Annotated in this window: 24 protein-coding genes; all 24 read left to right on the forward strand. The window is 36.6% G+C overall.

Annotated features, from left to right (window positions below):
* The first annotated feature begins 34 nt into the window (after positions 1 to 34).
* The 24 genes from GHD00_RS11340 to GHD00_RS11450 all read left to right on the forward strand — a co-directional run bounded on the left by GHD00_RS11340 (position 35) and on the right by GHD00_RS11450 (position 12,726).
* Positions 35 to 379 (forward strand): hypothetical protein, encoded by a 345-nt coding sequence (locus GHD00_RS11340; RefSeq protein ID WP_163538254.1) that lies wholly within the window; start codon positions 35 to 37, stop codon positions 377 to 379.
* A gap of 61 nt (positions 380 to 440) precedes the next feature.
* On the forward strand, positions 441 to 680 hold the full coding sequence (locus GHD00_RS11345) for an SANT/Myb-like DNA-binding domain-containing protein (RefSeq protein WP_205600750.1): 240 nt from the start codon (positions 441 to 443) through the stop codon (positions 678 to 680).
* The gene (locus GHD00_RS11350; RefSeq protein ID WP_163538284.1) at positions 677 to 859 is read left to right on the forward strand and encodes a hypothetical protein; all 183 of its coding nucleotides are present in this window, start codon (positions 677 to 679) and stop codon (positions 857 to 859) included. Before GHD00_RS11345 ends, GHD00_RS11350 begins: the two co-directional genes overlap by 4 nt.
* A gap of 40 nt (positions 860 to 899) precedes the next feature.
* Positions 900 to 1,172: an FmdB family zinc ribbon protein gene (locus GHD00_RS11355; RefSeq protein WP_163538285.1), complete on the forward strand. Its 273-nt coding sequence runs from the start codon at positions 900 to 902 to the stop codon at positions 1,170 to 1,172.
* A gap of 36 nt (positions 1,173 to 1,208) precedes the next feature.
* Entirely contained in the window at positions 1,209 to 1,415 is a 207-nt protein-coding gene (locus tag GHD00_RS11360) for a hypothetical protein (RefSeq protein WP_163538286.1), read from the forward strand.
* Between the two features lie 39 nt (positions 1,416 to 1,454).
* Positions 1,455 to 1,583, forward strand: a complete 129-nt coding sequence (locus GHD00_RS21280; RefSeq protein ID WP_276208274.1) for a hypothetical protein — start codon at positions 1,455 to 1,457, stop codon at positions 1,581 to 1,583.
* 4 nt (positions 1,584 to 1,587) lie between these two features.
* Positions 1,588 to 1,950 (forward strand): hypothetical protein, encoded by a 363-nt coding sequence (locus tag GHD00_RS11365; protein ID WP_163538287.1) that lies wholly within the window; start codon positions 1,588 to 1,590, stop codon positions 1,948 to 1,950.
* A 17-nt stretch (positions 1,951 to 1,967) separates the two neighbouring features.
* Entirely contained in the window at positions 1,968 to 2,297 is a 330-nt protein-coding gene (locus GHD00_RS11370) for a hypothetical protein (protein WP_163538288.1), read from the forward strand.
* Positions 2,297 to 2,596, forward strand: coding sequence for a MazG nucleotide pyrophosphohydrolase domain-containing protein (locus GHD00_RS11375; protein ID WP_163538289.1), 300 nt, complete (start codon positions 2,297 to 2,299; stop codon positions 2,594 to 2,596). The genes GHD00_RS11370 and GHD00_RS11375 overlap by 1 nt, the downstream gene beginning before the upstream one ends.
* A gap of 10 nt (positions 2,597 to 2,606) precedes the next feature.
* Positions 2,607 to 2,783 carry a DUF3954 domain-containing protein gene (locus GHD00_RS11380; RefSeq protein ID WP_163538290.1) on the forward strand — a complete coding sequence of 59 codons (177 nt, stop codon included), beginning with the start codon at positions 2,607 to 2,609 and terminating at the stop codon, positions 2,781 to 2,783.
* A 13-nt stretch (positions 2,784 to 2,796) separates the two neighbouring features.
* Positions 2,797 to 3,006 carry a hypothetical protein gene (locus tag GHD00_RS11385; protein WP_163538255.1) on the forward strand — a complete coding sequence of 70 codons (210 nt, stop codon included), beginning with the start codon at positions 2,797 to 2,799 and terminating at the stop codon, positions 3,004 to 3,006.
* Positions 3,007 to 3,101: 95 nt separating this feature from the next.
* Entirely contained in the window at positions 3,102 to 3,239 is a 138-nt protein-coding gene (locus tag GHD00_RS21115) for a hypothetical protein (RefSeq protein WP_163538291.1), read from the forward strand.
* 24 nt (positions 3,240 to 3,263) lie between these two features.
* The gene (locus tag GHD00_RS11395; protein ID WP_163538292.1) at positions 3,264 to 3,713 is read left to right on the forward strand and encodes an ArpU family phage packaging/lysis transcriptional regulator; all 450 of its coding nucleotides are present in this window, start codon (positions 3,264 to 3,266) and stop codon (positions 3,711 to 3,713) included.
* Positions 3,710 to 4,252 (forward strand): site-specific integrase, encoded by a 543-nt coding sequence (locus GHD00_RS11400; protein WP_163538293.1) that lies wholly within the window; start codon positions 3,710 to 3,712, stop codon positions 4,250 to 4,252. The genes GHD00_RS11395 and GHD00_RS11400 overlap by 4 nt, the downstream gene beginning before the upstream one ends.
* 497 nt (positions 4,253 to 4,749) lie before the next feature.
* Complete coding sequence (locus tag GHD00_RS11405) at positions 4,750 to 5,346, forward strand: type IV toxin-antitoxin system AbiEi family antitoxin domain-containing protein (RefSeq protein WP_205600751.1); 597 nt, start codon at positions 4,750 to 4,752, stop codon at positions 5,344 to 5,346.
* Positions 5,324 to 7,138, forward strand: coding sequence for a phage terminase large subunit family protein (locus tag GHD00_RS11410; RefSeq protein ID WP_163538294.1), 1,815 nt, complete (start codon positions 5,324 to 5,326; stop codon positions 7,136 to 7,138). Before GHD00_RS11405 ends, GHD00_RS11410 begins: the two co-directional genes overlap by 23 nt.
* A 44-nt stretch (positions 7,139 to 7,182) precedes the next feature.
* The gene (locus GHD00_RS11415; protein WP_163538295.1) at positions 7,183 to 7,401 is read left to right on the forward strand and encodes a DUF6148 family protein; all 219 of its coding nucleotides are present in this window, start codon (positions 7,183 to 7,185) and stop codon (positions 7,399 to 7,401) included.
* A gap of 14 nt (positions 7,402 to 7,415) precedes the next feature.
* Positions 7,416 to 9,005, forward strand: a complete 1,590-nt coding sequence (locus GHD00_RS11420) for a phage portal protein (protein WP_163538296.1) — start codon at positions 7,416 to 7,418, stop codon at positions 9,003 to 9,005.
* 19 nt (positions 9,006 to 9,024) lie between these two features.
* Positions 9,025 to 10,062, forward strand: coding sequence for a head maturation protease, ClpP-related (locus tag GHD00_RS11425; RefSeq protein ID WP_240468674.1), 1,038 nt, complete (start codon positions 9,025 to 9,027; stop codon positions 10,060 to 10,062).
* Positions 10,062 to 10,424, forward strand: a complete 363-nt coding sequence (locus tag GHD00_RS11430; protein ID WP_163538297.1) for a head decoration protein — start codon at positions 10,062 to 10,064, stop codon at positions 10,422 to 10,424. Before GHD00_RS11425 ends, GHD00_RS11430 begins: the two co-directional genes overlap by 1 nt.
* 13 nt (positions 10,425 to 10,437) lie before the next feature.
* Complete coding sequence (locus GHD00_RS11435; protein ID WP_163538298.1) at positions 10,438 to 11,472, forward strand: major capsid protein; 1,035 nt, start codon at positions 10,438 to 10,440, stop codon at positions 11,470 to 11,472.
* Positions 11,473 to 11,489: 17 nt separating this feature from the next.
* Positions 11,490 to 11,843, forward strand: coding sequence for a DUF7210 family protein (locus GHD00_RS11440; RefSeq protein ID WP_163538299.1), 354 nt, complete (start codon positions 11,490 to 11,492; stop codon positions 11,841 to 11,843).
* The gene (locus GHD00_RS11445; RefSeq protein ID WP_163538300.1) at positions 11,843 to 12,160 is read left to right on the forward strand and encodes a hypothetical protein; all 318 of its coding nucleotides are present in this window, start codon (positions 11,843 to 11,845) and stop codon (positions 12,158 to 12,160) included. Before GHD00_RS11440 ends, GHD00_RS11445 begins: the two co-directional genes overlap by 1 nt.
* Positions 12,157 to 12,726 (forward strand): phage tail protein, encoded by a 570-nt coding sequence (locus tag GHD00_RS11450; RefSeq protein WP_163538301.1) that lies wholly within the window; start codon positions 12,157 to 12,159, stop codon positions 12,724 to 12,726. Before GHD00_RS11445 ends, GHD00_RS11450 begins: the two co-directional genes overlap by 4 nt.

Consider the following 12,726-nt stretch of genomic DNA (forward strand, 5'->3'; position numbering starts at 1 on the left):
ACAAGTGCATTGTGTTTGTGTAGGGGTGGTGTATATGGATTATGAAAAGTGGAAGGAGATAGCGAGACAGAACGGTATTAAAGATTTCACTTTTCGAGCGAGGATAAAAAGAGGTTACACCTTAGAAGAAGCAGCAATGAATCCGAAAAGTAAACACATCAAGAAAAACAAAAACAAAAACAAGAATAAACAAAATGATATTGCCATGTACATTGGTGATGAATTTTTCATATGGGGGACGCAAGAAGAAGTAGCAGAAAAACTAGGAAAAAGCGTAAAACAAGTGAAATGGCTATGTTATCCAAGTGTACGAAAAAGATTAGAAGAAAGAGAGAACGCACTTTACGGCATTTTTATAGAGGATGATGACGATACCTAGACAAAAGTTCCACCAGTATTACTGCAAAGATTGTGATATAGACTTTCTTGTTCCTTGCAAAATGAAAAGCAAAGCAAACTGTCCTTCATGTGCAGATCATCTATTCACCGAGAAACACCACACCTTAGAATTACGCACCCATTTATTTTACAAAAGAAGATGGACAGAAGAAGAGGATCAGATTATAGAAGCAGGAAGGCGATTAGGAAAGACATACAAGCAGATAGCAAGTGAATTAGAAGGCAGGACAAGCCAAGCAGTGCAAAATCGTCTCCAGCGGAAAAAGGAAGTGATGACATGATCACGCATTATCAATGTTCTAGCTGCAGAACGGAAAATGTATTCGAAGAGCAAAAGAAAGCAACTTGCAATTCATGTGGCAAAAGATTATACATCATGATGACCATTGATGATTATTTATCCGACAAAGATCGAGCGTTACGTGTTGATATTCAGTGTGCGAGTAACAAGTGGTTTTGAGGGTTAGACAGAAAATGCTAAGTGAAAGGAGGATTTAAAAATGGATATAGGCACAATCAAAGACCAGCTAGAATGGGGAAAAGAAAACTTAGATAACCCATTGGATAATTTAGAACTGGAACAAGTCGAATGGCTTCTAGAGGAAATCAAACAATTAAAGATGGTCCAATATGAGTATAAATGTTCTGGTTGTGGTAATTTTGCAAAGTTCCTTCAAAGAACGTGTCCTAACTGCGGAAAACAAAATTACTATACAGGATCATTTAAACAAGAAGATTTGGAGAATTGGTTGAAGGAGAAACAAGAAATTTAATTCACATTCCGAGTAAAAAGCGAAGGAGTGAAATGGATGCAATGTAATGTAAAAGAGTGCTATTGGAATATGTGGAGTCCGAATCACGAAATGTTTAACAATGAAAGGTCAATGCAATGCGTTAGTGAAGATTTAGAGGATCACTATAACGAAAATAGTGAATTTAAAGTTTTACCAAACGATGAAAACTGCCCTTCTCATTCACCGTATATAAGTTTTTGTGGAAAACATAAAAGAGACTAATTAGTTTTTATTTCGAGTAAAAACAAAGGAGTGACCAACATGGACACACTTTACTTAATCAAAGTACAAAACGAATATATTAACGCATCTCCCAAGCCGATATATGTACCTGATTTGAAGATGATTGAAACCATGCTGTTGAGCGCTGAAAGAGTGAAGGAGGGGTGATTGTATGAGTAAAATCATAAAACGCAAATATCGCAAAATTAGAAGTGATTTTAAAAAGGAATTATATGAATCTATGAAAGAAAACCATGCTTTAGCAATGCTTGTCATCGAAACGTATACAGCATGGAAACACAGAAACCATATTTTGAAGATATGGGGAATGTTTAGAAATCCGGATTACAAAGCATTTCAAAAGGATTATTCAAAAAACTTAATGGGACAGCATCTAACAGGAAGTATTGATATTTGGAGATCATTTCATTTTGCTAAATATGAAAATCTAACGGATTACAAATATAAAATACCAGAGAAATACGCAATGGGTGACGCTTTAGGGATGGCTTATAAGGTGTTGAAAGGGAATTAAGGGAAAGGAGTGATCGAGTGAGTAGGTTGGAAGAGTACGAACATACCACTCCAAAAGGTAGACATTATGTAGGTTTTAAGAGTAAAGAAGATTATGAACGATTAATCCAACAAGCAGAGCGTGTGGAGGAATTGGAACAATCAAGAAAACAACTTAAAAGAAGATTAGAAAAACGTTATGAGAAAGTCAGAAATTTAAAAGTTGAAAAATCTTTTTTAGAACAACAAAACAATCGATATCAAAATGCCTTAATCAAGATATCTGGAGAAAGTTGTGACGATGTAATGTGCGATGCTAAGTATATTGCAAAACACGCATTAACTAAAGAATTGGAGGAATCGGAATAATGGAAAAATCTATTAATCAATTATGCAATGAAGCTTATCAAATAGCAAAATCAAAAGGATGGCATGATAAGCCAAGGGAAACAGGTACGATTTTAGCTTTAATTCATAGTGAAGTTTCAGAAGCTTTAGAAGCAGATAGAAAGAAAGATCAAGAGAATTTTGAGGAAGAATTAGCAGACATACTTATTAGAATCTTTGATTTATGTGGGTCCAGGAACATTGATTTAGAGGATGCTGTATTAACGAAAATGGAACGCAATAAAGGAAGATCATACAGACACGGTAATAAAGCGTACTAGGAGGTTAATCATGGCAGATAAGAACATACAGATACCAGTTACCGATTTAAAGGATAAAGTAGTCATTATCAAGCAAGGTAGACCGATTGTATTAGACAAGCCTGCTAGTGGTTATGGAGAGCACACGATTACATGGGTAGATGGAAAGATTACGGCTGATCGGGTTAGTTATACGAATAAACGATAAAGGAGGAGAATGAGTGATAGGATTTTTAGAATTATTAACAATTGTATTTGTTGTATTGAAGGCTTTCGGAATGATTGATTGGAGTTGGTGGATAGTATTCCTACCTGCAGTGATCGCTGTTTCAATTTATGCGATATGGTTCGGATTCTTCGGATTAATCTTCAAAAAAACATCTAAACAAATTAACAAAAGTTTTAATGATGATATCTTTAAGAAATTCTAATTTAATACCTAGTCTGACCGAGAAACGGAGGACATTAACAAGAGCATTAGGGCGCTTCTTGTTAGTGTCCTTTTTTATTTATAGGAGGTTGAAGCGTGAAAAAAAGCAAACAACCGAAACAAAAGAGGAATAAGAAGCAGGAAAAATTATCTCAATCAGAATTAAAAGAATTGATGGGCGTAAATAGACCAACTTATAAACGAGCTAAAGGCGGAGCAATTAGACAAAAGTAATGAATAAAAAAAGGAGTTGTTCTTATGCAAACTACTTTCAAATTACCAGAGATTGATCGATACTCCACAAAACATAAAGTAGAATCACTACTTGATCAATATAAATTGTATTTATTAATGGAACCTATAGATTTGCAACCGAACATCACTAGTTCCTTTTCGATTGTTCCACCCACCTTCAACAACCAGAATAACTCTCAGACAGAAGATATAGCAGTTAAAAGGATAGATCAAGAGAATGAAAGACATAAGTTTTTAAAATGGGTGCAACGTTGCGTGAACCGTTTATCAGAGCAAGAACGAGCTGTAATCATCAAACGTTATTTAAGTGATGATGATATTTATGATTATGAGATATATAAGGAATTGGGATACAGCGAAAGAAAGTATTATCGAATAAAATCTAGAGCGTTCTATAAACTCGCTTTTATTATGAGAGTAGAAGTTTATAAGAGCGAGGTGAGACCATCATGAATTTTGTGCAACCAATCAGGGATCCAGAAGTAATAAGAGCTATTAAACATTATTTAAAAGGGAAAAATGAACGAAACTATATATTGTTTCTGGTAGGTATTAATAGCGGGTTACGGATATCAGATATTTTGCCTTTAAGAGTCGCAGATGCAAAAAAGCCTTATTTTAGCATTAGAGAAACCAAAACTAAGAAACAAAAAAGAATTAATATAACTCCTTCTCTACGAAGGGAGTTAAAAGGATATATCCAAGGAAAAGAAGATTATGAATATTTATTTAAAAGCAGAGAAGGAGTTAATAAGCCTATCGGCAGGAGCATGGCTTACAAAATATTAAGAGAGGCTGCAGATTATGTAAGTTTGGATGAAATAGGTACACATACATTAAGAAAAACATTTGGTTATCATTTTTATAAACAAACAAAAGACATCGCCATGCTGCAAGAAATATTTAATCATTCTAGCCAAAACATCACAAAGAAGTATATTGGTATTAATCAAGATGGAATGGACAATGCAATGAAAGGCTTTAAGATTTAAGCTTATCCGATATATCAGGATAGGCTTTTTTTATTACATATACTTATCAATTCAACACAATAAGATAGTGTGTAACTCATTTAAAGTATTTGAATTAAGAGCAGTAATATCAAGGCTTTCAGCCTTTAAATGAATTCAACACAATATAAGATAAGGTGAATTAGTAAAAATGGCAGACAAAAGGCAGAATTACGGCAAAGCATAGGGAATTTAATGTGTTATTATGGTAATAAGGAAAAATAAATAATCCCCCTTAGTTAAGAGCGCAACACTCATTTTTATGGGTATTGCGCTCTTTTTGCATAATATAACAAACGTCACACCCCTTGAGCCACAAGGGATTTGACGTTTTTAAAAATAAATGGGTCCTTCTGAGAATATAAAATTCTTACGGGTGCTTGCGAGCCCGAAAAAGCTCCAGTTTTTTGCCGAAAAAGTTCATTTCCGTTTCAGCTTTCAAATTCTTGGGAAATAATTTTGAAAGGTGGTGAAACCCTTTGAGTAGCAAGGAATCTAGCAAAAATATAAAAATTGTAACAACAAAAGAAATTTCGGAAATCCTTAATTTAGGCGACCGTAGAATTCGGCAATTAGCTAATGAAAATGCATTGGTTCGTATAGGTCATGGAAAATATGATCTTCCAGCTTCGATTAATTCATATATCGAATATGTAGTTGATCGTGAAAAGCCGGAAGGTGATTTAGATAAAACAGAAGAGGAAGCGCTTTGGACCAGGGCAAGAAGAAAGAAAACGGAATTAGAACTACAAATAATGCGTGGCGAATTGCATCGTTCTGAAGATGTAAAACTCGTTATGAATGATATGCTAGGTGCATTTCGTGCTAGGCTATTAGGGTTGCCATCTAAAACAGCTCCTCAGATACTAGGGAAAAGTGAAATTCCAGCAATAAAAAATGTTTTAAAAGATGCAGTGTTTGAAGCATTAGAAGAATTATCTGATTACGATCCACACGTGTTTTACGAAAAAAGTAAAGATAAGATGTATTTGGATGAGGGTGAGGAAGAACTGTTAGAGATGGAGAAGATCAAGGAAGAGGAGATCAATAATAATGGCAGCAAAAAGAAAAAGTGATACACTTTCACTTTTTCAAAATCTTACAAAAGATATACTCGCACCTCCTCCTGATCTAACAGTATCAGAATGGGCTGATGCCTATCGAAAATTATCAAGTGAATCATCAGCAGAACCAGGACAATGGCGTACGGATCGCGCACCATATCAACGTGATATCTTAGATGCGGTTCTGGAACCTGAGTCTGAAAAAATAGTAGTTATGGCCAGTGCCCAGGTAGGAAAAACAGAATTAATTTTAAATACTGTTGGTTATCATATCGATTTTGACCCAGCACCAATTTTATTGATGCAACCAACTGAAGCATTAGCAAAAAGTTTTTCAAAAGAACGATTAGCGCCAATGATTAGAGATACTCCTGTTTTAAGGAAAAAAGTTTCTGATGAAAAAACACGTGATGGAGGTAACACCACATTGCAAAAAACATTTGCCGGTGGTTATATTGCGTTAGTTGGTGCAAATGCCCCTTCTGGTTTAGCATCAAGACCAATTCGAATACTATTAGCAGATGAAGTGGATCGCTTTCCGGTTAGCGCTGGAACAGAAGGTGATCCACTTTCTCTTGCAGAAAAACGTACTAATAATTTCTATAATCGCAAAAAGATAATGGTTTCCACTCCAACAATTAAAGGTGCGAGCCGAATCGAATCAGAATATGATTCAAGCACAAAAGAACAGTGGAATCTACCATGTCCATCCTGTAATGAATATCAACCTTTAAAATGGGCTCAAATTGTATTTAACAAAGATAATTTAGATGACGTAACCCATGCTTGTATTCATTGTGGTGCAATGCACAACGAGTATGAATGGAAAGGCAAAAAAGGAAAGTGGATAGCAACTAACGACAAAGGGTTATATAGAGGATTTCATTTGAGTGAGTTTGTTAGTCCTTGGCGCAAATGGAAAGAAATTGTGAGTGACTTTTTAGAATCTAAGAAAAAAGGAAAAGAAGCTTTGAAAGTTTGGACAAACACTTCTTTAGGTGAAACATGGGAAGAAGATGGAGACCAAATTGAAAGTGATGCTCTGCATGAACGATTAGAAAAATATAATGCGGATGTACCGAATGGTGTAAAAATATTAACAGCTGCAGTTGACACACAAGATGATCGGTTTGAAATTGAAGTAGTAGGTTGGGGAGAAGGTAAAGAATCTTGGGGGATTGATTATCATGTAATTTACGGCAATTTAAACCAACCTAAGATATGGAATGAACTAGATGAATATTTAAGTAGAACATGGACCAAAGAAGATGGTTCGCATTATGGAATCGCTTGTGCTTGTGTTGACTCAGGTGGACACTATACTCAAGAAGTTTACCATTTTACTAAACCAAGAGAAGTGCGAAGAATTTATGCCATTAAAGGTAAAGGTGAAAACAATGGTGAATATGTACCATTAATCAGTGGATATTCAAGAGTAAAGCCAAGCAAAGCATTATTAATTACTGTCGGAGTTTCGGATGGTAAAGCTAAAGTGATGTCCAATTTGCAAGTGGAAGAACCCGGGCCAAACTTTTGCCATTTCCCTAGGGATAGAGGGTACAACCAACAATATTTTGATGGATTAACCGCAGAAAAATTGGAAACAAGATATCGACAAGGTGTTGCTTATAGAGTTTGGAAGAAAACTAGAGAAAGAAATGAGCCATTAGATTTACGAGTATATAATACTGCAGCATTAGAAATATTAAATCCAAATTTAGAAAAAGATTATACAATCGAAAAAACGAAAGCACCAGCTAGAAAAAGAAGGCGGAAACGTGTCTTGTCTAAAGGTGTGAAATAGACATCCATTATAAAAGTGGATGTTTTTTAATGAGGTGATTTTGAATGGTGACATTAGAAAGAGCTCAAAAACATTTGGAAGCTTGGTTAGATGCAGAATTAGCGGTATCAACTGGTCAATCATATCGAATTGGAACAAGACAATTGACTAGAGCAAATTTAAGCGAAATTCGAAAACAAATAAGTTACTGGAAAAGTGAAGTTTCAAGGTTAAAAGGTAAAGGGGCGCGCAAAGTACGACGAGCTATACCAAGAGACTGGTAAGGGGGTGGTAAGATTTGAACTGGGTAGATCGGGCGATTGCATGGGTATCACCAGAACGTGGGTTAAAACGAATGCACGCAAAACAAAAAATGAATTTAATTGGTCATGGCGCTGGATATGGAAGTCACGGAGCTAGCACCCAGAAAAAAAGCATGATGGGATGGCTCACTAGACAGGGATCCGTGATTGAAGATGTGGAGTACAACATACCTAAACTTCGTGAGCGTTCACGTGATTTATACATGGGAGCCCCACTTGCAACTGGTGCATTAAAAACTATAAGAACCAATGTGATTGGTAGTGGTTTGAAACTAAATTCACAAATCGACTATGAATATCTAGGAATGACATTAGAAGAAGCAGACGATTGGGAAACGAAGGTGGAGCGTGAATTTAACCTTTGGGCAGAATCATTACATTGTGACGCGCAACGAATGAATAACTTTTATGAATTGCAACAATTGGCCTTTTTGTCTTGGCTCATGTCTGGTGATTCTTTTGCGTTACTCCCTTACTTTGAACGACCTAATATGCCATATGATTTACGCGTGCAAATAATTGAATCTGATCGTGTTTGCAATCCAAGTAAGGTTCCAACTTTAGATAAAGACAATAAAATCGTAAACGGTGTAGAGATTAACAAGCGCGGTGAAGTAGTTGCTTATCACATTGCGCAACATCATCCTAACAGCATTTCCTATTCGACTAATGAATGGAAGAGAGTAAGGAAATTTGGTGCTCAAACTGGAAGACAAAATGTTATTCATTTAATGGAATCGGAGAGACCAGAACAAAGACGAGGTGTACCAATCCTTGCACCAGTTATTGAATCATTAAAACAATTGAGTAGATACTCAGAAGCTGAATTAATGGCTGCTGTTGTAAGTGGGATGTACACGGTCTTTATCAAAACAGACGATAAAAGCGAAGATCAATTTGGTGAAATGTATGCGGATGATGAGCAAGTGGATTCATATGACGAAACCTCCTACGAACTTGGAAATGGAGCCATGGTCCAATTAGGAGAGGGGGAAGATGTTAAAGAGGCGAATCCAGGACGGCCAAATCAAGCATTTGATGGATTTGTTACATCAGTATGTCGTCAAATCGGTTCTGCTATCGAAGTACCGTACGAATTGTTATTAAAGCATTTCACATCATCTTATTCAGCAAGCCGAGCTGCGTTATTAGAAGCATGGAAAATGTTTAAGATGCGCAGAACATGGATGTCAAATGACTTTTGTCAGCCTATATATGAGGAATGGTTATCCGAAGCTGTTGCAAAAGGTCGCATAGAAGCGCCGGGTTTCTTTAATGATCCATTAATCAAAAAAGCTTATACAAGGGCTGAATGGAATGGTCCTTCACAAGGTCAATTGGATCCACTCAAAGAAGTAAATGCTGCGGCAAAACGTGTAGAAGAAGGATTTAGTACAAGAACACGAGAAACCACGGAAATGGGTAATGGGGATTACTTTAGAAACCATAGTCTTCGTGTGGTAGAAGAAAGAATGCGTAGAAGAGACGGACTTGCATCCAATGAAATAGGGGATGTTCCAGATAATCCAGATCAAGAAGACGATGAAGAACAAAGAAGAAATTAATTGAAAGGGGGTGGGAGAATTGAAAAAAATCAGTATTCGAGGTCCTATCATCTCGAGTAACCAACAATGGATTTATGATTGGCTAGACATGGAAGCTACTAGCCCCAAGAAAGTTAATCAAGAACTAGAGCAAGCCACTAACAACGAAGAGATTGAGGTGGAAATTAATAGTGGTGGCGGTTATGTGTTTGAAGGGTCTGAAATTTATACTGCATTAAAATCTTATCAAGGTAACGTAAAGATTAAAGTTTTAGGAATTGCAGCAAGTGCAGCATCTGTTATAGCTATGGCTGGTAATAAAGTAGCAATGGCACCAACAGCGCAGATGATGATTCATAACGCATCTTCCATTGCGATGGGCGACTATAGAGATATGGATCATGAATCAAAAGTTTTAAAGAATGTGAATCAAACCATCTCTAGCGCATATCGCATCAAAACTGGTATGGAAGAAAAAGAATTATTAGAGATGATGGATGAAGAAACTTGGCTCACACCACAACAAGCAAAAGAACAAGGCTTCATTGATGAAATTATGTTTGATAACGAGATGAAGTTTGTAGCAAGCGAAGACACTAATCAAATGCTTCCACAAGCGGTGATTGACAAACTGCGCAATGAATTTTTAGATCATAAAAAATTCACAAATTATGCAAATGAGGAGGAATCAGCACCGATGGATTTAGAAAAATTAAAAAACGATTATCCAGATCTTTACGAGCAAGTAAAGAACGAAGGCTATCAAAATGGAACGAAGGATGAAAATAATCGAATTAAAGCCATTGAAGATTTAGATATTCCAGGTAGCGAAGAGCTAATTAACAAAGCTAAGTTTGAAACGAATGCTACTGCTGAAAAAGTGGCCATGGATATTATAAAAGCGCAAAAAACACAAGGACAAAATATTTTTAATCAAACCAAACAAGAAGCAAAAGAGTTGGATGATATTCAGGGATCAGAAGCACCCGAAAATAAAAAGCCAGAGGAACAAGAAATAGAAGAAAAAGCGAGTTCCATCGCAAACTTTATCAATAAAAAACGAGGAGGTAATAAGTAATGCCAACATTAGATACTTTTGATCGTGATAATCTCTTTGCCGGTGGTGTGCAACCTGTAGTGACAGATTCAGTAACTGTAGCATCCGGGGAAAATTTAACACGTGGAACTGTATTAGGGATTGTATCTGCAAGTGGTGAGGCGGTTGCTGTTGATTCTGCACAAACAGATGGATCAGAAAAACCCTTTGCTATTCTTTCTGAAGATGTAGATGCGACCGATGCCGCAACACCTGGAGCTATATATCTGACAGGGGAATTCAATGAAGATGCATTAACTTTTGGTGGTTCCGATACTGCTGATGATCACAAAACAGCATTACGTGAAATAGGTATTTTCTTAAAAACTAATCAAGAAGCTTAAGGAGGAATAATTGATGGCTATTAACACTTATGATACTCGAATTATGTTACCTGCTATCGAATCGATGATGCCGGTTCGTACATTTCTAAAGGATACTTTTTTCTCAAATGTCAATACATTCACAAGCGAACATGTGGACATTGATTACTATAAAGGCCGTCGTAAAATGGCGCCATTTGTTTCACCGCGTATTGAAGGAAAAGTAATGGATCGTCAAGGATTTACTACGAAAACATTTAAACCTGCGTCCGTAAAGCCGCAAAGAATCATCACTGGTGATGATATTAATAAACGTTCTATCGGTGAACACATTTACTCTCCAAAAAGCCCAGACGAGAGAGCTGCAGAAATGCTTGCAAAAGATTTATCAGAACTTGATGAGTCCATTACACGTCGAGAAGAGTGGATGGCAGCACAAATCCTATTTACAGGGAAAGTCGATATGGTTGGTGAAGGTGTAAATGCCACGTTAGATTTCGACTTTACGAACAGTGAAACATTGAGTGGCACGGACTTGTGGAGTGATCCTGATAGTGACCCATATAAGAATTTAAAAAATTGGAGGCTATCAGTCATTCAAAAGTCTGGTCTAACTCCAGATACAGTGATTATGGCATCTGATGTTGTCGATGAGTTTGTGAACAACACGGCTATGCAAAATCTATTAGATAACCGTCGTATTCAGATGGGGCAAATTGACCCTCGTACCTTACCAAACGGGGTTACATTCATCGGAACCCTTACTGCTTTAGGGTTGGATATTTATAGTTATGATGAGTGGTATTATGATGAAGAGGAAGATACGGAAAAATCAATGGTTCCATCTGGTAATGTGTTTGTCGGCTCATCTCGTGCCCGTTCTTCTATGTTGTACGGGGCTGTTACTTTGACAAATAGCAGGACGAATAACTTTACAACGTATGAGGGAAGTCGTATTCCTGATTCTTGGATTCAAAAAGATCCAGCGGCCCGTTTCTTACAGGTTCATAGCCGTCCACTGCCTGTCCCTCATGAAGTCGATAGCTGGTATGTAGCCAAAGTACTATAAGGGGAGATGGATAGAATATGAGCTTACAAACTAAAGAACGGGTAAGGCATAATGGAATAGTCTTTGAACCTGGAAAAACAATTGAAGAAATTTCCGAGAAGGATGCCAAACGTCTCATTGATTTAGGAGTCGCTTTTTTTGTGTCTGAAAAAGAAGAGATTACCGAGAACCAAGAGGAAAACTTAGGGGAAGAATATTCAGTAAACGCAGAAGAAGAATTACATCTTATTGAGTACGTCGATTTAAAAACAGTGGCAAAAGAAGTGGGACTTGATTTTGCTGGTAACATTTCCAAAAAGAATTTAATCGATCTGATCATCGAAGAAGAAAAGGTCAAAGAGATTCTTGATCTTACTGAGGATGAAGAATAATGGCGAAGTTACGTGATTTCCTGGAATCCGATTTTCAAACATTTGTTAATACAGATGAATTTGCTGAAGAAGTGGATATAGAAGGTAATAAAATCGAAGTAGTCATGGATAGTGATACTTTAGAAAAGAAAAAGTTATCTAATGATGCAGAGGGGCTTGCTAATAGCGAGCTCCTTTTTCATGTAGAGAAAAACAAACTAGCATTTACTCCATTCCCTAGACAGAACCTAGTTTTTAATAATGAACTCTATTATGTAACAAATGTCCAAGAGGATGAAGGACTTTATACGATCACATTAGGAGTGCATCGTTCATGAATAACGTGAGCGTTGATATCGATAGAAAATTAGTTGCCGATGTTCAAAAACGTTTAGGCGAGTTTCACAAGAAGGCTCCAAATGCTATAGCAAAAGCACTAAATCGTGCTATGACCAACGTTAATTCAAATATAAAAAAAGAAATCAGAAAAGAATATCACATCAAATCGAGAGATATTGCTTCTACTTTAAGCAAACCAGCAAGAGCAACAAAAAATAATTTATATGCAGAAGTTAATTCCAAAGGTAGACCTATTGGAATTGATAAATTTAAAGTGTCTCCTAAAACAGTAAATCCGAATCGTAAAAGCCCCATTAAAATTGCTGTTAAAAAAGATGGAGTAAAAAAAGCAATGGGTGCATTCATTGCCGACATTAACGGAATAAAAGCCTTTAAAAGAACATCAGGTTCAAGACTTCCTATCCAACGTTTATTCGGACCCTCTGTACCACAAATGTTAGAAGATGAGGGAATCCAAGAGGAAGTCAATCAATTAGGTCAAGAAACGTTTGATAAACGATTAGACCATGAGATAGAACGAATTTTAGAAAAAGGGAGGGCATAG

Origin of the sequence: Gracilibacillus sp. YIM 98692 (assembly GCF_010993965.1) — a bacterium.
In the GTDB taxonomy this organism is placed as follows: domain Bacteria; phylum Bacillota; class Bacilli; order Bacillales; family Amphibacillaceae; genus Gracilibacillus.

Coding starts and splice junctions, on each gene's coding strand:
- GHD00_RS11340 (WP_163538254.1), top strand. CDS start 35: ATGGATTATGAAAAGTGGAAGGAGATAGCGAGACAGAACGGTATTAAA.
- GHD00_RS11345 (WP_205600750.1), top strand. CDS start 441: ATGAAAAGCAAAGCAAACTGTCCTTCATGTGCAGATCATCTATTCACC.
- GHD00_RS11350 (WP_163538284.1), top strand. CDS start 677: ATGATCACGCATTATCAATGTTCTAGCTGCAGAACGGAAAATGTATTC.
- GHD00_RS11355 (WP_163538285.1), top strand. CDS start 900: ATGGATATAGGCACAATCAAAGACCAGCTAGAATGGGGAAAAGAAAAC.
- GHD00_RS11360 (WP_163538286.1), top strand. CDS start 1,209: ATGCAATGTAATGTAAAAGAGTGCTATTGGAATATGTGGAGTCCGAAT.
- GHD00_RS21280 (WP_276208274.1), top strand. CDS start 1,455: ATGGACACACTTTACTTAATCAAAGTACAAAACGAATATATTAACGCA.
- GHD00_RS11365 (WP_163538287.1), top strand. CDS start 1,588: ATGAGTAAAATCATAAAACGCAAATATCGCAAAATTAGAAGTGATTTT.
- GHD00_RS11375 (WP_163538289.1), top strand. CDS start 2,297: ATGGAAAAATCTATTAATCAATTATGCAATGAAGCTTATCAAATAGCA.
- GHD00_RS11380 (WP_163538290.1), top strand. CDS start 2,607: ATGGCAGATAAGAACATACAGATACCAGTTACCGATTTAAAGGATAAA.
- GHD00_RS11395 (WP_163538292.1), top strand. CDS start 3,264: ATGCAAACTACTTTCAAATTACCAGAGATTGATCGATACTCCACAAAA.
- GHD00_RS11400 (WP_163538293.1), top strand. CDS start 3,710: ATGAATTTTGTGCAACCAATCAGGGATCCAGAAGTAATAAGAGCTATT.
- GHD00_RS11410 (WP_163538294.1), top strand. CDS start 5,324: ATGGCAGCAAAAAGAAAAAGTGATACACTTTCACTTTTTCAAAATCTT.
- GHD00_RS11415 (WP_163538295.1), top strand. CDS start 7,183: ATGGTGACATTAGAAAGAGCTCAAAAACATTTGGAAGCTTGGTTAGAT.
- GHD00_RS11430 (WP_163538297.1), top strand. CDS start 10,062: ATGCCAACATTAGATACTTTTGATCGTGATAATCTCTTTGCCGGTGGT.
- GHD00_RS11435 (WP_163538298.1), top strand. CDS start 10,438: ATGGCTATTAACACTTATGATACTCGAATTATGTTACCTGCTATCGAA.
- GHD00_RS11440 (WP_163538299.1), top strand. CDS start 11,490: ATGAGCTTACAAACTAAAGAACGGGTAAGGCATAATGGAATAGTCTTT.
- GHD00_RS11445 (WP_163538300.1), top strand. CDS start 11,843: ATGGCGAAGTTACGTGATTTCCTGGAATCCGATTTTCAAACATTTGTT.
- GHD00_RS11450 (WP_163538301.1), top strand. CDS start 12,157: ATGAATAACGTGAGCGTTGATATCGATAGAAAATTAGTTGCCGATGTT.